This window comes from Actinomyces procaprae (assembly GCF_004798665.1).
In the GTDB taxonomy this organism is placed as follows: domain Bacteria; phylum Actinomycetota; class Actinomycetes; order Actinomycetales; family Actinomycetaceae; genus Actinomyces; species Actinomyces procaprae.
The window spans coordinates 2059307-2079153 of sequence record NZ_CP039292.1; the positions used below are offsets into that span (position 1 = coordinate 2059307).

16 protein-coding genes are annotated in these 19847 nt (G+C 70.6%); 4 read left to right on the forward strand and 12 right to left on the reverse strand.

Going from position 1 to position 19847, the window contains the following annotated elements; all coding sequences use genetic code 11:
* Positions 1-108 precede the first annotated feature (108 nt).
* Complete coding sequence (locus E4J16_RS08305) at positions 109-2409, forward strand: RecQ family ATP-dependent DNA helicase (protein WP_136313743.1); 2301 nt, start codon at positions 109-111, stop codon at positions 2407-2409.
* Between the two features lie 69 nt (positions 2410-2478).
* Here the strand turns inward: E4J16_RS08305 and E4J16_RS08310 are convergent, their stop codons facing one another.
* From E4J16_RS08310 to E4J16_RS08345, 8 genes are all read right to left on the reverse strand, one after another.
* Positions 2479-4098 carry a Tat pathway signal sequence gene (locus tag E4J16_RS08310; RefSeq protein ID WP_136313744.1) on the reverse strand — a complete coding sequence of 540 codons (1620 nt, stop codon included), beginning with the start codon at positions 4096-4098 and terminating at the stop codon, positions 2479-2481.
* Positions 4099-4109: 11 nt separating this feature from the next.
* Positions 4110-6053, reverse strand: a complete 1944-nt coding sequence (locus E4J16_RS08315; RefSeq protein ID WP_136192216.1) for a DUF2334 domain-containing protein — start codon at positions 6051-6053, stop codon at positions 4110-4112.
* Positions 6050-7267 (reverse strand): non-hydrolyzing UDP-N-acetylglucosamine 2-epimerase, encoded by a 1218-nt coding sequence (gene wecB / locus E4J16_RS08320; RefSeq protein WP_240038078.1) that lies wholly within the window; start codon positions 7265-7267, stop codon positions 6050-6052. Before wecB ends, E4J16_RS08315 begins: the two co-directional genes overlap by 4 nt.
* A 66-nt stretch (positions 7268-7333) precedes the next feature.
* Positions 7334-8011 (reverse strand): hypothetical protein, encoded by a 678-nt coding sequence (locus E4J16_RS08325; protein WP_136313745.1) that lies wholly within the window; start codon positions 8009-8011, stop codon positions 7334-7336.
* 2 nt (positions 8012-8013) lie between these two features.
* Positions 8014-9384 carry a glycosyltransferase gene (locus E4J16_RS08330; RefSeq protein ID WP_240038079.1) on the reverse strand — a complete coding sequence of 457 codons (1371 nt, stop codon included), beginning with the start codon at positions 9382-9384 and terminating at the stop codon, positions 8014-8016.
* Positions 9381-9659, reverse strand: coding sequence for a hypothetical protein (locus E4J16_RS08335; protein WP_168709476.1), 279 nt, complete (start codon positions 9657-9659; stop codon positions 9381-9383). The genes E4J16_RS08330 and E4J16_RS08335 overlap by 4 nt, the downstream gene beginning before the upstream one ends.
* Positions 9660-9986: 327 nt before the next feature.
* On the reverse strand, positions 9987-11345 hold the full coding sequence (gene hisD / locus E4J16_RS08340; RefSeq protein ID WP_136313747.1) for a histidinol dehydrogenase: 1359 nt from the start codon (positions 11343-11345) through the stop codon (positions 9987-9989).
* Between the two features lie 9 nt (positions 11346-11354).
* On the reverse strand, positions 11355-13763 hold the full coding sequence (locus tag E4J16_RS08345; RefSeq protein WP_240038080.1) for a glycoside hydrolase family 3 protein: 2409 nt from the start codon (positions 13761-13763) through the stop codon (positions 11355-11357).
* Between the two features lie 88 nt (positions 13764-13851).
* Between E4J16_RS08345 and E4J16_RS08350 the strand changes: the two genes are divergently transcribed.
* Positions 13852-14955 carry an ADP-ribosylglycohydrolase family protein gene (locus E4J16_RS08350; RefSeq protein ID WP_136192220.1) on the forward strand — a complete coding sequence of 368 codons (1104 nt, stop codon included), beginning with the start codon at positions 13852-13854 and terminating at the stop codon, positions 14953-14955.
* On the opposite strand, the gene E4J16_RS08355 is transcribed toward E4J16_RS08350, so the two are convergent.
* From E4J16_RS08355 to E4J16_RS08365, 3 genes are all read right to left on the reverse strand, one after another.
* Entirely contained in the window at positions 14952-15323 is a 372-nt protein-coding gene (locus E4J16_RS08355; protein ID WP_111819090.1) for a type II toxin-antitoxin system death-on-curing family toxin, read from the reverse strand. The two genes, E4J16_RS08350 and E4J16_RS08355, sit on opposite strands and share 4 nt — an antisense overlap.
* The gene (locus tag E4J16_RS08360) at positions 15320-15523 is read right to left on the reverse strand and encodes a CopG family transcriptional regulator (protein WP_073333116.1); all 204 of its coding nucleotides are present in this window, start codon (positions 15521-15523) and stop codon (positions 15320-15322) included. Before E4J16_RS08360 ends, E4J16_RS08355 begins: the two co-directional genes overlap by 4 nt.
* A gap of 829 nt (positions 15524-16352) precedes the next feature.
* Positions 16353-17135, reverse strand: a complete 783-nt coding sequence (locus E4J16_RS08365; RefSeq protein WP_136192221.1) for a hypothetical protein — start codon at positions 17133-17135, stop codon at positions 16353-16355.
* Between the two features lie 281 nt (positions 17136-17416).
* Between E4J16_RS08365 and E4J16_RS08370 the strand changes: the two genes are divergently transcribed.
* On the forward strand, positions 17417-19003 hold the full coding sequence (locus E4J16_RS08370; protein ID WP_136313748.1) for a xylulokinase: 1587 nt from the start codon (positions 17417-17419) through the stop codon (positions 19001-19003).
* Positions 19004-19061: 58 nt separating this feature from the next.
* On the opposite strand, the gene E4J16_RS08375 is transcribed toward E4J16_RS08370, so the two are convergent.
* Positions 19062-19418: a hypothetical protein gene (locus tag E4J16_RS08375; protein ID WP_136192468.1), complete on the reverse strand. Its 357-nt coding sequence runs from the start codon at positions 19416-19418 to the stop codon at positions 19062-19064.
* 134 nt (positions 19419-19552) lie between these two features.
* Here E4J16_RS08375 and E4J16_RS08380 point away from each other — a divergent pair, with 134 nt between their 5' ends.
* Positions 19553-19792 carry an RNA-binding S4 domain-containing protein gene (locus tag E4J16_RS08380; RefSeq protein WP_136192223.1) on the forward strand — a complete coding sequence of 80 codons (240 nt, stop codon included), beginning with the start codon at positions 19553-19555 and terminating at the stop codon, positions 19790-19792.
* Positions 19793-19847: the final 55 nt, after the last annotated feature.

The following is a 19847-nucleotide window of genomic DNA, read 5'->3' on the forward strand; positions in this document are numbered from 1 at the left end:
ATCCTCCACACGATCCTCCGCAGCTGTCACGCCGCTGACCTCACCTCCCTGTCCTTCGGTGCCGCGGCGGAGGGATTCGTGTCGGTGCGACGGGCTAGCGTGGCCGCCATGAATCGGCTCGAACCGCACCGCCCACCCGCAGCACCCGGCTCGGGAGACTCGATGCCGGCTATCCGCGAGCGCGCCGAGGCGGTGCTGCGCGAGCTGGTCGGGCGGGCGGACGCACGGCTGCGCCAGGACCAGTGGCGCGCCATCGAGGCACTGGTGGTGCAGCGGCGCAGGGCACTAGTGGTGCAGCGGACGGGCTGGGGAAAGTCCGCCGTCTACTTCGTTGCCACCGTGCTACTGCGGGAGGGCTGGGGCGCGTGGCGGCCCGGGGAGCCGCCTCCTCCCCCGGGGCGGCGCGGCGGTGCGGGCGCCACGGTGATCGTCTCCCCGCTGCTGGCGCTCATGCGTGACCAGGTGGCCGCCGCCCGCCGCGCCGGCATCAGCGCCCTGACCATGAACTCGGTCAATGCCCCGCAGTGGCCGCAGATCCAGGCTCAGGTGCGGCGGGGCGAGGTGGATGTGCTGCTGGTATCCCCTGAGCGGCTCAACAATCCGGTCTTCCGGGATGAGGTCCTGCCGCGCCTGGCCGCGGATGCCGCCCTGGTTGTGGTAGACGAGGCTCACTGCATCTCCGACTGGGGCCATGACTTCCGCCCCGACTACCGGCGCATTCGCACCCTGCTGGCGCAGCTGCCGCCGAGCACTCCGGTGCTGGCCACCACGGCGACGGCGAATGCCCGGGTCACCGCGGATGTCGCCGAGCAGCTCGGGGCGAGGCCGGCGCCTCCGGCGGGTCGGGTCGACGGTCCGGCCGGGGACGCCGCCGACTCCGCCGGCGTGCTGGTGCTGCGTGGAACGCTCGAACGCACCTCCCTGCACCTGGGGGTGTGCCGCCTGCCGGATGCCGCCGCGCGCCTGGCCTGGCTCGTCGACTATATGCGGGCCACGCCCGGGTCCGGAATCGTCTACTGCCTGACGGTGTCGGCGGCGGGTGAGGTTGCCGAGCAATTGCGTGAGGCGGGTCTGGCGGTGGCCGCCTACACGGGGCGCACGGACTCTGCGGAGCGGGAGCGGCTGGAGGAGGAGCTGAAGGAGAACCGGGTGAAGGCGCTGGTGGCCACCAGCGCGCTGGGCATGGGTTTCGACAAGCCGGATCTTGCTTTCGTGGTGCACGTGGGGGCACCGAGCTCGCCGGTGGCGTACTACCAGCAGGTGGGCCGTGCGGGGCGCGGAGTCGACCGCGCCGAGGTGATCCTCCTGCCGGGGGCTGAGGACCGCGCCATTTGGGACTGGTTCGGCGCCCAGGGCTTCCCGCCCGAGGATGCGGTGCGCGGGGCTCTGGCCGCGCTCGAGGGCGCCGCAACCGCCGGGGCCGGGCCGCTGAGCACGAATGCCCTGGAGACCATGGTGCCGGTGCGGCGCGCCCGGCTGGAGTCCATGCTCAAGGTCCTCGACGTCGACGGCGCGGTGCGGCGTGTGCGAGGGGGCTGGGAGGCGACCGGGCGGTCCTGGGAGTATGACGCACCGCGGTACGCACGCGTGGAGCGGGCGCGGCTCGCAGAGCAGGACTTGATGGTGCGCTATGAGTCCCTGTCCGCGCCGGACTGCCGCATGGCCTTCCTGCGGCGGGTGCTGGACGATCCGGAGCTTGCCGACGGATGGCGGTGCGGGGCATGCGACTTGTGCGGTGGCCTGCAGCTGCCCCTGGCGCCGGGTGAGCGGGAGATCGCCGCGGCCCGAAAGGCGCTGACTCGCGTGGGCGTGTCCATTGAGCCCCGCAGGCGTTGGCCGAGCGGAATGGACCGCCTGAACCTGCCCGAGCTCAGGGGGGCCATCGCTGAGGAGGATAGGCACGAGCCCGGGTTCGCGGTCGGCCGCCTGGACGGTTTGGGGGTCTCCGGCGCACTGCGTGATCTGTTCGACTCCGGCGGCGACTGCGAGGTGCCGGACGCGCTGCGCGGCCCGGTGCTGGAGGTGGTGGACCGGCTTGCCGACGCGCACGCCGTGACGGCTGCGGCAGGCACCGCCGTGGTGATTGTCGACTCGCGCACCCGCCCCCGGCTGGTGCGCCACCTGGGGCACGCACTGGCCCGACGTCTGGGCGCCGTTCCCCTGGGTGTCATCGGGGTGCGCGGTGAGCCCGGCAGGCACGACGTCGGCTCCGCTTTCCGCCTGGCCGACGTATGTCGTGCGCTTACGCTTGAGGACTGGTCTGCGCAGGCGCTGGCGCGTCTGCGGGGATGCTCCGTAGTGCTGGTGGACGACTGGACCGAGTCCGGTTGGACGCTCACCGTAGCGGCCATGCTGCTGCGCCGGGCCGGGGCGGCGCGCGTGTACCCCTTCGTGCTAGCGCAGCGCTGACGGCAGCGGGCAGCCACAGGACGTGCTGCGAATTCGCCTACGACCTCGGCTTGCCGGTGCGCCCCGGGGTCATTCGGCTTTGGCGCGGGCCGCGTCCACCAGTTCCTGCGCGATCCCTGCCACGCCGTCCTGGGACGCGTGCGCGCCTGCGGGCAGGAGGCCCTCGTCCTGCAGGTAGTACCACCAAAGTGGTGCGGCCCAGGCGCGCGGCTGCCCGAGCGCGACGGCTGTGAGATGCCGTGCGACCGCCTCCCGGCCGGCGCCGGTGTCGGTGGCGGAGCCGAACCACCACGGGCCGTCGTCCAGGTCCTCGGCGCCGTAGCCGAGCTCGGTCAGGGCCACGGGCAGGTCCCCGGCGACCCGCCCCAGGGCCTCCAGGACGCGCCTGGCGCCCGCCCCCAGCGGATGCCACTGCGGGTATACGGACAGTCCGACGACGTCCGTCAGCCCCGTCAGCTCCTCCCCGAGGTTCGTGGCGGCCCATGAAATGACGGACTCCTCCTGCGTGCCCTGTCCCAGCTGGTAGTACAGGGTGAGCACCCGGGGCGCGGCGGCGGTCGCCGGGTCGGCGGCGAGCGCCCGGGCCGCCTGCACAGTCCGCTCCACGGCGTGGGGGCCGGTCCACTCCCCGGCGAGCTCGTTGCCGGTCTCCCAGGCGTCGGCGTCGGGGAAGGCGGTGATCAGCGCGCTTATCCGCTGCTCCCAGGCGGCCTCGTCGTAGTCGGTGAGTGCCTGCGAGTCGCAGGCCTGCACCATCACCAGGGCGCCCGCCCGGTGCAGTTCGTCGACGCACCTGCGCCACCGGCCGATCTCCTCGCGGTCGTCGGCGTCTTCCACGACGATGCGCACCAGCGGTCGGCGCCCCGCGCCGGCCAGCCTGTCGACGGCGAGGTCGGAGTCTCCGGGCGCCGGTGGGGCGGTGAAGGTGACGCCCAGCATCGCGTCATCGGGGCCGAGCAGGGCGGCGGTATCATCCTGGGCCAGTTGCGCAGCGGTTGCGGCCTCGAGTGCGGCGTTGGCCAGCACGGCGCGCTCGGCATGGGTGGCTGCGGCCTCGCAGTCCTGCAGGGCCTGGGCGGTCCTGTTGCGGAGCGCGTCGATGGTTCCGACCCGGGTGCTGTCTGCGGTCTGCCGCAGCTGGGCCTGGATGTCCTCCTGGGCCGTGTGCAGTCCCCGGGCGGCCAGCTCGGCGAGCGCGTAGTGCCCGGGTCCGGGCAGGTCCGCGAACAGCGCGGAGTAGCCGTGGCCGGTCGGCCAGGACAGGGTCAGGCAGACGGGCGTCGCGGGCAGCTCCAGGGCCGCCGTGGCCTCGGCATGCCGCTTCAGCGGCGCCAGTTCGACCAGTTCGAGCGTGGTGGCGTCCAGTAGGGCGTCATCGCGCAGCTCCTGGCCGGCGCCATTGGTCTGCACGGTAAGCAGCCCGGCGAGGTCCAGGACCGTGCCGTCGGGGGCGGCCACGTCGAGCAGAACCAGCCCGCCTCCGCCCGGTGCCGTCGGGGAGGGCACCGGGTCGGGCCGAGGGCGCCCCAGCAGCCGGAGTACAGCGAGGACCGCCGCCACCAGGGCGGCGATCCCGGCCGCTATCAGGCCGATGGCCTTGCGCCGAGACAGCGCGGCCGACCGCGCCGGCTCAGCGTCGGCGCGGGGCCGACGGGGCGTCCCGTCGGCCCCGCCGCCTGCGTGCCCCATCCGCTTCCTCCTCAGTTCAGCTCGGTGGCAGCCACGAAGGTGTACCCCTCCGCCTGGATGCCCTCCACGATCTCCCGCAGCAGGCTCACGTCATAGTAGGGGTGGAAGAAGAAGCTCGCCGTGGCGTGCGTGCCGACCAGGTTCGCATGGGCCGCGGCAACGATGTCCGCCGGGAGGCGCGGCGGGTGCTGGTTGTATGACTCAAGCTCCACGTTGCCCAGGTTCTCCGGCAGCACGTGCGTGCCGTAGGGGTCGTTGACTGCGTAGGGGAAGAACTGGCCGAAGTACTCGAAGTCTCCCCCGGCGCGTCCGGTGAGCAGGCCCGCGTGCAGGATCTCGCGCTCATACCGCACCTGGTAGACCTGGGAGATGCCGCTGTAGGCGGCGGCGCCGGCCGCGTAGTGCGGTGTCTCGAAGACCGTCGGCTCGGGCAGGCCCGCCTGGGTGAACAGGGCCCGGCCCTCAGTCACCTGCTGGGCCGCCCAGGCGGCGTCGGTGCCGGGCAGGTCGCCGCCGATCTGCACCCACGAGTTGTTCTGGCAGGTGACCGCGGGTGCGGAGTTGTCATTGGTGTCGGTGCACCAGGAGCGGATGAACTCGAAGTCATCCGTGCTCACCCCGTTGTACGGATTGCTCAGGTTTGAGAACTGGTGACGGGTGCCGTGCTGGATCAGGGTGCCGCCGTTGGCGACGGCGTAGGCGAGCACCTCTACCAGCTCCGGATTGTCCGCCAGGGTGAGGGTCTCGGGGGTGCCGTCGTTATACACCCCCTCCGGGTCGGTGTAGATCGGGACGACGGCGAGCTGGAACGGTACTCCCGCCCCGACGAGGTAGTCGACGATGGTGCGCAGCTCGGCGCCCGTGGTGGCGGGGCTCACGTCCTCGATGCGCACGGCCGCCTGGCGCACGTTCTCCGCTCCGGGCTGGAGGGTGTCCAGCACGATGTCCGCGGCGGCCAGGTACCGGTCGGTCTCCCCCAGGTATGACAGCGGAACCTCCCCGATATAAGTGAGGTTCGCGGACTTGACCGCCCACGGGAAGGTTGCGCCGGTCGACTGCGTGATGGGGGCGCAGTCGGTGGCGGTGCCTGCGGCGTCGGAGCAGTGGGCGGTCCCCAGGACGGTGACGTCCTGCGGGCTGGTGATGTGCGGGGCGAGTATGCCGCCGGTGTTCAGCGCGTTGCGGCCCAGTTCCTGCCCGTTGTAGGTGACGGTGGTGACCGTGTCCGCCGAGTCGATGTAGGAGCTGGCCGCATCCCACCCGTACCGGGCGGTGAAGGCGGCGCGGTCCTCCGTGGTGGAGGCGAGCTGCCAGATGTTGAATCCGGACCACAGCACGGGCACGTCACCGGTGAGCACGTCGTTGACGAAGGCCTGCGGCAGTGGCTCGTCATAGGTTGAGCCGGAGTAGATGACGGCGGTGTAGGAGCCGGCCAGTCCCGCGACGTAGTCGGTCACGGGCAGGGTCGTAACCGTGCCCGAGTGCGAGGCGAGCATGCCCATGCCGAGGGCGTAGTACTCACCCAGGTGAGCGTAGCCACCCGTGGAGTCGAACAGGACGAGGGTGCGTGCCGGCCCGGCCTGTTCGGTGGAGAAGGTGCGTGCGGATGCGGGCAGGGCCACGCCCTCGGGCAGGTCGCGCACCTCGGGTTCTGCTGCGGCCTCGGCCGGCTGGGCGAGCTCCGCTTCCTCGGCCGCGCCGCCGGCCACGAGCGGGAGCACCTGCTCGGCGGCGGCCTCCGGCTCCGGTGGCGCCTCCACCGGCGCCTCCTGGATTACGTCGACGACAGGGGCGTTCGCCGGCACCGCGGCGGGTGTCCGGTCCTGCGCCGCGGGCAGTGCCGTGGCGGTGATTGGCAGTGCCGTCACGGCGGCCGTCAGCACGACCGCCGCAAGTAGGCGGCGGCGTCGATTTCGGCGCCGATTACGGGGTCGATTCAGGGATGGGTGACTCATGCGTTCTCCTGAGCGCTGTTGGTGGGGTGGACAGGGGTGAATTCGGGGATGCGCTCACCCACGCCTGTCAGCGCCGCCATGGCGGCGCTGATACGGGCGCAGGCCCGCCCGTCCCCATAGGGGTTGGCGGCGCCGGCCATATCGGCGTAGGCGGAGTCGTCGTCCAGCAGGCGGCACACCGAGTCGACGATGTTCTGCTCCCCGGTGCCCACCAGCTTGGCGACACCGAAGTCGATGGCCTCAGGCCGCTCGGTGTTCTCCCGCATGACGAGCACCGGTTTGGACAGGGCCGGCGCCTCCTCCTGCACGCCGCCGGAGTCGGTGAGCACCAGGTGAGACCGGTTCATGAGAGTGCAGAACTGTCCGTACTGAAGCGGCTCGGTGACGACTACGTTGCTCAGGCCCGAAACGTGCGGCAGCAGGGCAGAACGCACCTTCGGGTTGCGGTGGGCGGGCAGGACGATCACGTCGTCGGGGTGACTGAGGGCGATGCGGGCCACCGCCCGGCCGATACTGTGCATGGGCTGTCCCCACGACTCGCGGCGGTGCGCAGTGACCAGGACGATGCGCCGTTCGGGATCGGCGGTGGCCCGGGCGAGGGCGGGGTCGGTGAATGGCAGCGGCCGACGGACTGCTTCCAGCAGCGCGTCGATGACCGTGTTTCCGGTTACGACCACGCGGGCAGGATCCGTGTTCTCCCGCAGCAGGTTGTCACGCGCCGTGGTCGTGGGGCACAGGTGCAGTGCGGTCACCTGAGACAGCAGGCGCCGATTCGCCTCCTCCGGGAACGGGGAGTCGATCGAGCCCGTACGCAGGCCGGCCTCGACGTGTACCACCGGCACTCGGTGGTAGAAGCCCGCCAGGCCTGCGGCGAATGCCGAGGTGGTGTCGCCCTGAACGGCAATCAAGTCCGGCTGGTGCGCGTCAATGGCACGCTCAACCCCCTCCAGCGTGCCGACGGTGACCTCGGTCAGGCTCTGGCCGGGCCGGTGGATGTCAAGATCCGTGTTCGGGGTGATGCCGAAGAAGTCGTTGACCTGGTCGAGCATCTCGCGGTGCTGGCCGGTCACCACCACGATCGGCTCGAAGCGCTCGTCACGCTGCAGGGCGCGCACCAACGGGGCCATCTTGATGGCCTCCGGCCTGGTGCCGTATACGAGCATGACGCGCGGCGGCGGGCCGACTGTGGTGCTGGGGGCGGTTGGGGCAGTCATTGTTTCTCCTGGGGTGGTCGGGCATGCGGTCCGGGTAGCGTTCGGAATCGGAACAGGGCCGACGTCTCAGTAAGTGGCCGGGCTGAGGGTGACCTCGACGGTTGCGTCCTCGGTATAGGCGGCTACGGCACCGGCGCAGTAGGGTGAGTCGGCGTCCGTCACGGTGGCGAGGTGCTTGCCGTCGACGTCGATGGTTGCGGTCATGGTCCCGGGCGCAGTCGTGTCCACCCTGACCGTGACTTGATGTGCCTGTCCGACGGCGAACGCGGGGGTGCTGCCGGAGGCGAGGAACTGCTGCTTGCCGGGATAGGCGGGGTTCTGCTTGGAGACCTCCCATCCGTTGGGCTTGAGCGCGAGCGCGTAGAAGTGGTCGTTGTCCCGGTAGCTCCACAGCAGCCACGCAACCTCCCACGGGTTCGGCGCGCCGCCCCGGCGAAGTTGGGCGCGGGTGAGGACGGTGGCCCGCGCGACTGTGACTCGCCCCTCCTCCACCGAGACGGTTCGCGACGTCGCCAGGGCGGCGTGCGTCTCGGCGGCGCGGTTGGCAACCGCGGGGCTGAGCGTGACCGTACGGGCGTTGCACACGGCCGTGCCGTACCCGTTGAACACCAGGCGCCAGTCGGAGCAGTTCATGCCGCCGTCCTCCGCTGAGGAGCCCGCGGTCGGCAGCAGGGCGACCGTGATCGCCAACAGGACTACGGGCAGCTTCTTCGGCCGCGGAAGATGAATAGGTCTGCCGGGCATGGTCACCCCTCACTCGGGCGGGCGTCGGGCATGAGGGCCTCGGGGGCGCGGACGGCCTCGCGGGCGGTCTTGGCCCACCCGGAGCGGCCGATCAGCTCGCGCGCCAGTGCTCGCCATCCGAAGACGCCGGACAGCAGGCCGTAGAACACGAACACATGGCACCACGCGATGCAGCGGACCAGGCCGGCTCCCTCCCGCCTGACCTGGCGCCAGTAAACCAGGGCATACAGGTAGGAAGGTCCGAATGCGAGTAGGTAGGCGGGCGGCGCCCAGGCCCATGACTGGGGCACACCGGCCGCTGCGGCGATGACGCGGGCGCACAGAATCAGCAGGAAGGAGACGGGCAGCAGGGATCCGGCGAGCAGCATGTAGGGGCTGAGGACCTGCCACAGGGTGTCCGCCCGGGCAGTGCCGTGCAGGTTGCGGGCGACGAAGCCGAGCAGGTTCCGCGCCTGCAGGTTGCCCTGGAACCAGCGTGTGCGTTGGCGCACGAGGCGGCGCAGGGAGGTCACCCCCTCCTGGTGCACCGCGGCCTCGCCCCGGTAGTCGTTGACCCACTGGGTGCCGTTGAGCCGGATGCCCAGATCGAAGTCCTCCGTCAGGGAACGGGTCCAGGGCCTGGGCCCCAGGGCATCCAGCGCAGACAGGCGCACGAACTGCGCATTGCCGCCCATGCCCACGCTCCGCAGGCGTCGGCGGCCCTGCTGGAACACCGAGGTGAAGGTGACGAATTCGAGGTCCTGCATTCGGGCCAGCAGGGAGGCGTTCCGGTTGGAGATCCGCACTCCGAGCTGAACCGCACCGATTGTGCTAGCGGCGAATGCCTCCCGCAGAACCTGCCAGGCAGTGGGGTCAAGGTGTCCGTCGGCATCGACCACGCCCACGATCACCTGCTCGGGGTCCGTACCCCGGTATCGTTCGCGAACCGCCTCGACGGCCTGGTTCAGCGCCTCCCCCTTTCCCTGCCGGGCGTTGGGAGGATCACGTCGCAGCAGGCCGACGCGGGGGTCGTCAATCCCACGAACGATCTCGCTTGTGAGATCCTCCGAGCCGTCGTCGATGACCATCACCTCCAGCTCGGGACTGGGATCGGCCAGGAGCCGCCGCACAGAGGGGCCGATGACGGCCTCCTCGTTCAGGCACGGCATCAGCACCACGATTCGAAGTGGTGCTCGGGCGGCATCCGAGTGTGTCCCGCTCGCAGCCGGCGGGCGCATGCTCCGACGATGCAGGCTGTAGGCGGCGCCGGCAAGCAGGCCGAGGTAGCACAGCGCCACGACCACCATGGCGAAGGCGGCTGCCGAGCCGATTGTGTCCAGTACCACTGACGAACCCGGCCGGGTGAGGACCGGAATGGTTGCTGCGCTAGTCATGGGACCGGATTCCTCACCGCGTCGTCGGTCGGGCCGGGCGCGAGCCCCATCAGAGTGGCGGCGGTGGGCCCGCGCCCCGTGGCGCCGACGTCGCCGCGCAGCGAGCAGGCCGCACCGTAGGCGTTGAGTACCGCAAAGACAAGGAGTATCAGCAGGAAACTGAGTCCCGCCAGGTCAAGCAATAGACGAGCCAGCAATTCTAGCCCGTGAAGTTCGACCGGATGGAGGCCCGGGTCGACAAAGTCGAACCCGGCCGGGAGCATTGGATTATACATGACAACTCGCCAAAAACAGGGACAAGGAAATGAGCGCACCAAACAGGACCAGGGGACCCCGTTCGAACCGCAGGGCTGCGCCCGCAAATAAGTTAGCACAGTTCAACCAGAAACGCCATCGCGTTAATCACGACATCAAGGCTAATCAATGCGACGCCAATTTACTCCTGGCTATCCCATACCTAGTGTTTTACTAGTTGCGGGAACCCTGCATTTAAAGCTGCGCTGGCATGCCCATCGGACGCGGGCTTAGGCGCAGATGCATGTACGAATGGTCGGACGGGGGCCCGCCGTCGCATCACGACGGCGGGCCCCCGTCCGAGCGGCTCAGCTGCGCCGGGCGCGAGCCGCCTCGCCGTGAGCCGGCAGGCTCTCGGACTGGGCCAGTGCCGTCAGGGGCGCAGTCATCGCCTCCAGCGCACCGGCGTCGTACTCAATGACCTGCACGGGTTTGAGGTAGGCCATGACGTTCAGCCCCGCCGCGAAGCGGGCCGTGCCTCCGGTGGGCAGCACGTGGTTGGATCCGGCCAGGTAGTCACCCAGGGGCACCGGGGAGTACGGGCCCACGAAGATCGCGCCGGCGTTGCGGATGCGGCGCGCGACCGCGGCGGCGTCGACGGTCTGTACCTCCAGGTGCTCAGCGGCGTATGCATCCGCGACCGACACCGCCTGCTCCAGGTCGCGCACCAGCACGATCGCGGACTGAGCACCCTGTAGCGCCGTGCGGGCGCGCTCGCGGTGGCGAGTGGCCTCCAGGCGGCGGGCCAAGGCGGTATCCACGGCGTCGGCCAGGCGCAGCGAGTCGGTCACTAGGACGGATCCGGCGTTGGGGTCGTGCTCGGCCTGCGAGAGCAGATCGGCGGCCACATACTCGGGGTTCGCGCTCGCGTCGGCAATGATGGCGATCTCCGTCGGCCCCGCCTCGGCGTCAATCCCGACGGCTCCGCGCACGGCGCGCTTGGCGGCGGCGACATACACGTTGCCGGGTCCGGCGACGACGTCCACCGGTTCGCAAAGGGTGCGTCCGTCACCTCCGCCGGCCAGGGAGTCGGCGCGGTCGACGTCGTCGGCAGCCTCCGCGCCGTAGGCGAACATGGCGATCGCCTGGGCGCCGCCGACCGCATATACCTCGGTGATTCCCAGCAGGGCGCAGGCCGCCAGCACCGTGGGGTGAGGCAGCCCGTCGAACTCCGCCTGGGGCGGGGACGCCAGGGCGATCTGCTCCACGCCGGCCACCTGGGCGGCTACGGCATTCATCACCACGGAGCTGGGGTAGACGGCCAGGCCGCCGGGCGCGTACAGGCCCACGCGGCGCACGGGGATCCAGCGCTGGAACACGTGACCGCCGGGAATGATCTCGGTGTCCCGCTCGACTGGCAGCTGGGCGGTGTGCCCGGCGCGGTTGTGGGCGATGGACAGCTCCAACGCCTCACGGACCGCGGGGTCCAGCTCCTCCAGGGCCGCCTGCAGGGCCGCTGCGGGCACGCGCAGGTGCCGCGGGCGCACGTGGTCGAAGCGCTCGGCGGCATCGCGCAGGGCCGCGGCCCCACGGTCCCGCACGTCGGCGATGGTCCCGGAGACGGCCTCCAGGGCCGCGGCGACGTCCTGGTCGGCCCGCGGCAGAGCCGCCGCCAGTTCCCGAGGAGTCAGAGTGGCTTCGCGCAGGTCGATGCGGTTGAGGAGCATGGGGCGAGCCTACCGGCTCCGGTAGCGGCGGGTGCGCGCATCCGCAATCGGCCCCGCCCAGTCCAGGCCGTATCCGAATGCGTAGGCATGCCCGACGGCGTCGGTGTAGGCCGCGTAGTCGAAGGGTAGGTCCTCGCAGTGCCGCTCCACCGCCTCCATGGAGGCGGGCAGCGTGATCGGCAGCAGGCCGCTGGGCTCGAACACCCCGGCAAGCAGCTGCCACACGGCCTCCTGCTGCACTCCGAAGTCGACCACGATCGCGTCGGCGTGGGGCTCGAACTCGGCGGGCACAACCGGGTTGTGCATGCGCACCACCACTACCACGGGCCGGTCACCCATCAGCTCGCGCGCACGGATGACCGCGTCCAAGTCGCTTTCATTGGCGGCCCGGTTGGTCTTGCCGTGGTAGCCGCGGTCACCGGGCTCCCGGAAGTCTCCGGCGGCCAGCGAGCGGGCGCGGGCGGCGGCGGCCGTGTACGGACGGTACTGGAGTGTGAGCGGCAGGTACCCGTTGCCGCCGGCGTCACGGTCCGCCGTCGAGTAGGGATCCGACAGGGGAGACTCGATGAACACCACGGCGGCGTCGGCGTCCTGCGGGTCGGTGACGCGCTCATACGGGCAGGCGGTGGCCTCGAAGGGGTCTATGTCGCGGGCGGGCTCGCCGCCCCGCATGAAACCGGGCTGGGACTCCAAGTGGCGCGTGGGCACCCACACGCGGTGCACGCCGGCGCCCAGCGGCAGCACTGGCGCGCCGCCGCCTGCGGCGTCGTCGGCAACGGCCACGGCGCGCCGATTCTTGAGCAGCACCAGGCTGTCGCGCTGGGCGGCGCGGGCGGCGGCGGTGAAGGGCTCGCAGCCGACGATGGCGGCCGAGGCCTCCGGATCCAGATAGGGGTTCTCGAACAGGCCCGCACGGAAGAACACCCGCAGCAGCCGGGTGGCGGAGGCCTCGAAGCGGGCGCGGGCCGTGGCCTCGCCGTCGCGGGCGACGATACGGCGGTAGGCCTCGATGATCGGGGCGGCCTCACTGTTGCCACCGAACTGGTCCACGCCGTTGTCGATGGCCAGTAGGTGACGATCCGCTACATCCAGGTCCTCCACGCCGTAGCAGCGCTGACCGAAGTGGTTGATCTCCGGGTCCGGGTCGGCGGTGATGCCCCAGTCGGTGCACACCACGCCGTCGAAGCCGTAGCGCTCGCGCAGCAGGTCGTGGACGATGGCGCGGTTGTAGGCGTTGGCGCGCGGCGGCGTCAAAGCGCCTTCGCCGTTGAGCACCTTCCCGTCGGGGGTGTGGTAATGCCAGGAGATCGTGTAATAGGGCATGACGGCGCCTGCCGATCCGGTGGGGCCGTCCAGGTGGAAGGCGGCGTCGAAGGAGCGCAGGTGTTCGGACTCGTTGCCGCCGGGGTAGACGGCGAACTTGCCGAAGCCGTAGTGGGCGTCGCGGCCGCCCTCGCCGGTGCCGCCGCCGGGCCAGTGCTTAACCATTGCGGACACGGACGCGCCGCCCCAGCCGGGGTCGGTGTAGGAGACGGCCGTCGGCGGCAGGTCGGCGTGGCCCGGAGTCAGGCCGAAGGCGGCGCCGGTGCCGTCGGGAGTGGTCTGCATGCCGTCGCAGTAGGCGCGGGTGTAGTCGGCCACCAGGCCGGAGTGCGGCCCCCAGGTGTCCTGCAGCCGCATCCAGCGGGGGTCGGTGGCGATGTCGATCTGGGGGCCGAGTGCTGTCGTGATGCCCAGGGCCCGGTACTCGCGGGAGATGATGGCGGCGTACTCGGCCACCCGGTCGGGCTCGAACAGGGCGGCCATGCCCAATCCCTCCGGCCAGCGGGACACATCGGCGGCGGAGGTGGCGAACTCGGCGCCTGAGGCCTCCGCGGCACCGTTGCGCGGGTCGGTTGAGGTGTTCACCGGGATGCCCAGCGGTTCGGACTCCGCGAGCGCCTGCATGGCGTTGTTCCAGCGGGCGGCGGTATCCGCATCCTGGAGGGTGAAGACGAGCACGTGACGGACGTGGTCAGCGGTGAGCATGGCGCGCTGCTGGTCGGTCAGTGCCCAGGCGGGTACGCCGGCCTCCGGGTAGGGGCGGCCGCCGTAGGTGCCGGCGAAGGGGCCGACGCCGGGGTTGGGGACCGGCTGGTGGGGCGAGTAGAGCATGAGCCCGGCGATCGCCTCCAGGCTCATCCGGGAGGCGAGGTCGGCGGCGCGCGCGGCGGCGGGCAGCCGCCAGTCCTCGTAGGGCAGCAGCGTCCCGGTGCGGGCCAGGTCCTTGAACAGGCGGCCGTCGACCTCGATCACGGGGGCTGAGGTGACCCCCAGGGTGGGGCCGTCGTCCTGCGGGTAGAGCGTGACGGCGGGCTCGGCGTCGACGGGGACGTCGAGTGGGGAGTCAGGACTCGAGCCGTTCGATGGGGTGGTCACGGAAGCTCCTTCTTCGGGCGATACGACGCACGGACGCCGAGACAAGCATCGCACGGCGGCGCCGGGGTTGCACCCCTACGCTGCCCTCATGAGACTCGCCAACCCGAACTCCGCTTCCGCGGGCGCCCTGACCGACTCCCAACTGGACCGCATTGAGGGCGTGCTGCTGGCGCAGGCGGTCGGCGATGTCATGGGGGTGCCCTACGAACCGGGCGAGGTGCCCCTGGAGGGTCCCCCGCAGTTGCTCGGCGGCGGCTTCGGCGACTATGCACCGGGCGAGTGGAGCGACGACACTCAGATGTCCCTGTACATCGCCGAGATTACGGCCACGGGCGCGGACCTGACCGAGGACGCGGCCCTAGATGAGATTGCGCGCGGCTGGTGCCGCTGGGTGACCGTTGACGGCGCCACCGACGTGGGAGCGCAGACCCGCGCGGTGATCGACGCCGTCGCCGACACCGCTGCTGCGCCGGGAATCGCCGCCCGGATGCGGGCGGCCGCCGCGGACCTGCATGCGCGCACCGGCCGGACGGCGGGCAATGGTGCTCTGATGCGCAACGGGGTCGTGGGCCTGACCCGCCTGGGCGACCGCAGTGCGACGGCCACCGCCGCCCGAGCGGTCGCCGAGCTGACGCACGCCGATCCCCTGGCCGGGGACGCCTGCGTGATTCAGGCCGAGATGATCCGTGCCAACGTGATGGCGCCGGCCTGGCAGGGGATGCCGTATTTCGGGGCCAACGCCTTGGCGGCCCTGGACCTGATTCCCGCCGAGCGCCGCAAGTACTGGCATGACCTGTTCGACGGCGGGATTCTGGACGCGGACCATTACCAGACCCCGCCGGCCGGCGACGGCTTCGCGGTGCACGCACTCGGACACGCGACACTCGCCTTCATCTTCGCCAACCGCGCCGGCCACCGCTCCGCGGCGGCCATGAGCGGTGACCGCGGGGAGGTGGCGCGCGTCTGGATGAATCTGCTGTTGGACCGGGCGGTACAGGCCAGCCAGGACAAGGACACGGTCGGGGCCATAACCGGTGCGATCGCGGGCAGCTACCTGGGTGTCAGCGCGCTTGACCCGCAGTGGGTCGCGGCCGTGCACGGCCTGCCGCGTCGCAGTGACGGCACCGACCGCACGGCCGCCGACCTGCGTGCCCTGGCCCGGGCCACCGCCACGGCCGGGCTGAACCGTTAAGGCACTCCATTTGCATTCAGCCAGCTCGCTATCCGCTGCCACTCGACTCGCCCCGCAGCAACCTCCACCACGCGGTCATAGGCCTCGTCGTCATCGACGTCCAGTTCCACGCCGTTGAGTCCCAGGAAAACGACCGTGCAGAGCCACCCGAGCCGTTTATTCCCATCGACCAACGCGTGGTTACGAACAACCGATTCCAGGAGGACAGCCGCCTTCGCCGCCAAAGTCGGGTATGCGTCGTGTCCGTAAAGAGTGGTCGTTGGCCGCTGCGCTGCGGCGGCCAACAAACCCAGATCCCGTACCTCCCGCACGCCGAGGTCGGCTGCTAGTGCAAGTAGGTCTTCCAAATCGAGGAAACGTACCCTCACTCACCGAGCCTCCGCAGGAGATCGGCGTAACGGGTCCGAGTCTGCTCGGAAAGCTCGGCCAGCCGTTCCTGATGCAGGTGGCGCTCAGCCGTCTCCACAATCGCGCGCGCAGCGGCCTCCTGCTTAGAGATGTTCTGCGCCGCGGCCAACTCTCTGAGAAGTCGATCCTGGCGCTCGTTCAGCCGCAGAGTCATAGCCACTCAAGAATGATACCAGTTTGGTGGCAGGATCCAGGTGCTGCCGAGAGGCCGGCCCTTATCAGGCTCTTCCGGTTTGAGGGTGTGGTGGTTGGGGCGTGGTGGCTTTGGTCCGGGTTGCGGTGTTCGCGGTGGTCGTGGTTGGGGTGGTGAGGTCGGTGTGGGCCTGGCGGGGACGTTCTCGGGGACGTTCTCGGGGGCGGATGAGGTCGATGTCGGGCCGGCGGGGTCGTGTTCGGGCCGGCGTGGTCGTGCTCGGTGGGTGCTGGTTTGTCGAGAACGTCCTCGTCATCCCCAAACCCTCCACGTTCGGGAGGGTTTCGGGCTTACGAGGACGTGCTCGACCGGCGCAGGTCGTTGTCGGGCGCACAAGGACGTTTTCGGGCCGGCGCGGGCGTGCTCGGGGCGCCGAGGACGTCCTCGGGCCGACGCGGGCGTGCTCGGGTCGGCGCGGGCGTCGTCGGCCCGGTACGGGCGTCCGCGCCGCCGGCCGGGCGGAGTGCTCGAGGACGTGGGTTGAACCTCCACGGCGCCGACTCGCCGCGCCAGAACGCCAGGCCTGGCTGCGCTTGGCTGCCGACGGCTCCGGCGCCCGGGACCGGGACCGTCTGCTACGCCACTTCGCCGTCTGCAACGCCACTTCGGCGTTAACAACGCCAGTTAACCGTCTGCTGAAGGCCCCAGAGGTATACAGCAGAGCGTTAAGTAGCGTTGTTAACGCCCAACCGGCGCACCAGACACCCCACCCCACCCCATGCCATGTCCCAGGACATCGGCAGCACTCCTGCCGCCGCCCCAGACAACCACCACACCCCCAAACCGGAAGAGCCCCTTAACCGGCTCCGCCCCCAGTCGGCGCATCCCGCCGATCGACGATGTGCACGGGCCCCTGCAGGCCGCACTCCCGCAGGGCGGCGTCGAGTTCCTCCACCAGGACCTCGATGCTGGTCAGCCCCGCCGCCACCTCCGCATGGTCGATCCACAGCGCTGCCACTCCCCCGATCTCGGGCACCGGCTCAATGACGAAGCGCTCCGCGGCCGCCTCCTGGAACAGTTCCAGATCCGCGGAAGGGCCGTATACGAACGTCTGCGCAGATGGAGGCGCCTCGGGACCGTTGCCGAACAGCGGATCGTGCAACCTCACCTCCACGAACACGGTGCCGTCCGCCGCCTCCGGCCGTCGTGTGCCGAGGCGACGCGGCCGACCGCGCTCGCCCGCACGTGGCTCGGGCGGCCCGGTGCCCGCGTAGGCGAAGGCGCGCAATCCTGCGGCGTTGAGGGCGTCCGCGAGTGCCGCCAGGCGCGTGTCCGTCAGGCCGTCGACGTCGGCCAGGAGCAGCCAGTCGGCTTCGGGTGTAGCCCGATTCAGGCGAAACCCGGCCCGCCGCGCGGTTGCGGCCACCTGTGCCGTCGCGTCGAGGGGAAAGACATGCACGAAGGCGGTGTGCGGACCGGCCCGGGTTACCAGCGCCGTCGGCAGGACCAGCCCGGTATCGAACAGGTAGGGCACGCCCGGCATGGAGCGGGACGTCATGCCGTCGCCGGCGGACGGTTCGGCACGCCCATCGGCGGACTGCGGATCGGCTGGGCGTGGATCGGAAGTGGGATCGGTCATATGCGGAAGATATCCAGTTGGTACGACACGAATTCGGCGGGCTTACCGGAGACTCGGCGAGTGCCGGGAGTCGCCGACCCACGCGAGCGGGACACGACATTGCCGCCGAGCCGCCCACCGGCGTCCGCCGGGCGGCTTCCACCGAGCGCGCCGACACCTCCCGCAGTGAACGTTCACAATCCGTGGCCGGTCCCACTAGCATGGCGCCCATGGGCCCGGCCGGGCGCGACGTCGCACCCGGCCGGAAGGCAGCAACACACCAATCAGCAACGGAGCTCCGCATGACCTCAGCAACCACCCCCGCAGACACCGATTCGGCCGGCACCGCCCTCGGCGTCGAGTTCGGCTCGACCCGCATCAAAGCGGTACTCATCGACGCCACCGGCACCGTGCTGGCCGACGGCGGCTTCACCTGGGAGAACGAGCTGGTCGACGGCGTGTGGACCTACTCGATGGGCGCCGTCGTCGCCGGGATGCAGGCCGCCTACGCCGACCTGGCCGACCGCTACCGGGAGCACTACGGCACACCGCTGTCCGAGGTGGGGGCAATCGGCATCTCCGGGATGATGCACGGCTACCTCCCCCTGGACGCCGACGGAGAGCCACTGGCGGCCTTCCGGACCTGGCGCAACACCTTCACCCAGGACTCCTCCCACACCCTGTCGGAGCTGTTCGGGCTGAACATCCCGCAGCGCTGGTCGATCGCGCACCTGCACCACGCCATCACCCACGGCGAGGAGCACGTGACCCGCATCGCCCACCTGACCACGCTGGCCGGCTACATCCACTACCGGCTCACCGGCCGCCACATCCTCGGCGCGGGAGAGGCCTCCGGCGTGTTCCCCATCGGCCCGGACGGACGCTCCTTCGACGTCGGCATGCTCGACGCCTTCGACCAGCTGGTCGACATGCCGTGGCAGCTGGCCGACATCCTGCCGGAGATCGCTCTGGCCGGGCAGGACGCAGGCCGGCTTACCTCCGCAGGGGCCCGCCTGCTCGATCCCACCGGGACGCTCCGGCCCGGGGCGAAGCTGTGCCCGCCGGAGGGCGACGCCGGCACCGGCATGGTCGCAACCAACTCGGTGCGCCCACGTACGGGCAACGTCTCCGCGGGCACCAGCGCCTTCGCCATGATCGTGCTGGAGCAGCCGCTGCGCAGCCTGGTGGAGCAGATCGACCTGGTCGCCACCCCGTCCGGCGCACCGGTGGCCATGGCACACGCCAACAACTGCACCTCCGACCTGAACGCGTGGGTGGAGGTCTTCTCCCAGTTCGCCGACGCCATCGGCCATCCCATCCAGCGGGGCACGCTGTTCGACGTCCTCCTGGGCTCCGCCGCCGAGGGCAATATGGACGACGCCGGGGTGCTGTCCTACAACTTCCTTTCCGGAGACGCCATCGTCTCCCTGCCTCAGGGGCGCCCGCTCACGCTCCGCCGGCCCGGCACCCGGTTCACCCTGGCCGGCCTGATGCGCTCACACCTGTTTGCCGCCTTCGCCTCCATGGCCTACGGGTTGAAGATCCTCAAGCAGAACGCCGACGCGCCGATCGACTCCATGTTCGCCCACGGAGGCATCTTCAAGACGCCCGAGATCCCGCAGCGGGTCCTGGCGGCCGCCTTCGACACCCCCGTGTCGGTCGGTCAGGCAGCCGCGGAGGGAGGCGCCTGGGGCATGGCCCTGTTGGCCGGCTTCCTGCTGTGGGGAGACGACCTGCCCCTGGAGGACTACCTGGACGAACGCATCTTCGCCGATCTGACAGTCACTACGATCACGCCCACCGCCGCGGAGGTCGCCGAGTACGACCGCTATCTCGAGCGCTTCGTCGCCGCCCTGCCACTGGAGCGCACTGCCACCGAGGTGTTCTAGTCGACGTCTCCCGGACGACGGCGGGTCAGCCGGCACGTCCCGGCCCCGTCACCAGCCGTCATCCCCGAGACCAGCGATCCCAGCAGGCACCGCGCTCGGGTGGTGCCCAGGCGTCGTCGTCGGTACCGACCTCACCCTTGGCCTGGTTGATCACCAACGCCGGCAGGCTCGGCTCGCCGCGCTCGGCGCAGTCGTGTCCGAGCATGTGCAGCAGCGGACCCATGTGGCGAGCCAGAACGACGCCGCCGATCGCCTCGCTGAGTTCGCCGTAGGTGATGACCTCCCTATGCGTGGCGACCTCGATGAGTACCGAGCGGGCACGCGCCACGGCTTCGGCCAGCCGCGGCGTCAGCGTGTACCTGCGCTCGCCCACCGGGTAGCGCTCCCCCACGGTCAGCGCAAGTTCGCCTCCCATAGGCGGCTCGGGCTCGGGCGATGCCCCAGACGCGGACGATGACACCCGTTCATCCTCCCAGATCCTGATGCAGGCGCGTGCGGAGGCCGGGAACTGCGCTGCGGACAGTACGCAGACCCTGTCATGATTGGCCTATGGCCGCTTCCACGTACCCCTCCGTTTCCGTCTCCGGCGCGATCAAGCTCGGGCAGTTCCTCAAGCTCGCGGGCCTGGTGGAGGACGGAGCCGACGCCCGCATCGCCATCCAGTCCGGCGACGTCACGGTTAACGGCGAGGTCGAGACCCGGCGCGGGCACCGCCTGGCCGACGGCGACGTCGTCGTCGTGGACCTGCCGACGGGTGCGGCCGGCGCCGTAGTGACCGAGGCGCCCTGAGCCGCCCGCCCCATAACCCGCCTGCGTACGGCATCTGGTATGAGCTTTTGCACCC

Excerpts from the sequence above, each read along its gene's own strand:
- E4J16_RS08330 (WP_240038079.1), bottom strand. The coding sequence starts at position 9,384 with ATGACTAGCGCAGCAACCATTCCGGTCCTCACCCGGCCGGGTTCGTCA.
- wecB (WP_240038078.1), bottom strand. The coding sequence starts at position 7,267 with ATGACTGCCCCAACCGCCCCCAGCACCACAGTCGGCCCGCCGCCGCGC.
- E4J16_RS08370 (WP_136313748.1), top strand. The coding sequence starts at position 17,417 with ATGACCTCAGCAACCACCCCCGCAGACACCGATTCGGCCGGCACCGCC.
- E4J16_RS08310 (WP_136313744.1), bottom strand. The coding sequence starts at position 4,098 with ATGGGGCACGCAGGCGGCGGGGCCGACGGGACGCCCCGTCGGCCCCGC.
- E4J16_RS08350 (WP_136192220.1), top strand. The coding sequence starts at position 13,852 with ATGAGACTCGCCAACCCGAACTCCGCTTCCGCGGGCGCCCTGACCGAC.
- E4J16_RS08315 (WP_136192216.1), bottom strand. The coding sequence starts at position 6,053 with ATGAGTCACCCATCCCTGAATCGACCCCGTAATCGGCGCCGAAATCGA.
- E4J16_RS08305 (WP_136313743.1), top strand. The coding sequence starts at position 109 with ATGAATCGGCTCGAACCGCACCGCCCACCCGCAGCACCCGGCTCGGGA.
- E4J16_RS08325 (WP_136313745.1), bottom strand. The coding sequence starts at position 8,011 with ATGCCCGGCAGACCTATTCATCTTCCGCGGCCGAAGAAGCTGCCCGTA.
- E4J16_RS08365 (WP_136192221.1), bottom strand. The coding sequence starts at position 17,135 with ATGACCGATCCCACTTCCGATCCACGCCCAGCCGATCCGCAGTCCGCC.
- E4J16_RS08335 (WP_168709476.1), bottom strand. The coding sequence starts at position 9,659 with ATGTATAATCCAATGCTCCCGGCCGGGTTCGACTTTGTCGACCCGGGC.
- E4J16_RS08375 (WP_136192468.1), bottom strand. The coding sequence starts at position 19,418 with ATGGGAGGCGAACTTGCGCTGACCGTGGGGGAGCGCTACCCGGTGGGC.
- E4J16_RS08380 (WP_136192223.1), top strand. The coding sequence starts at position 19,553 with ATGGCCGCTTCCACGTACCCCTCCGTTTCCGTCTCCGGCGCGATCAAG.
- hisD (WP_136313747.1), bottom strand. The coding sequence starts at position 11,345 with ATGCTCCTCAACCGCATCGACCTGCGCGAAGCCACTCTGACTCCTCGG.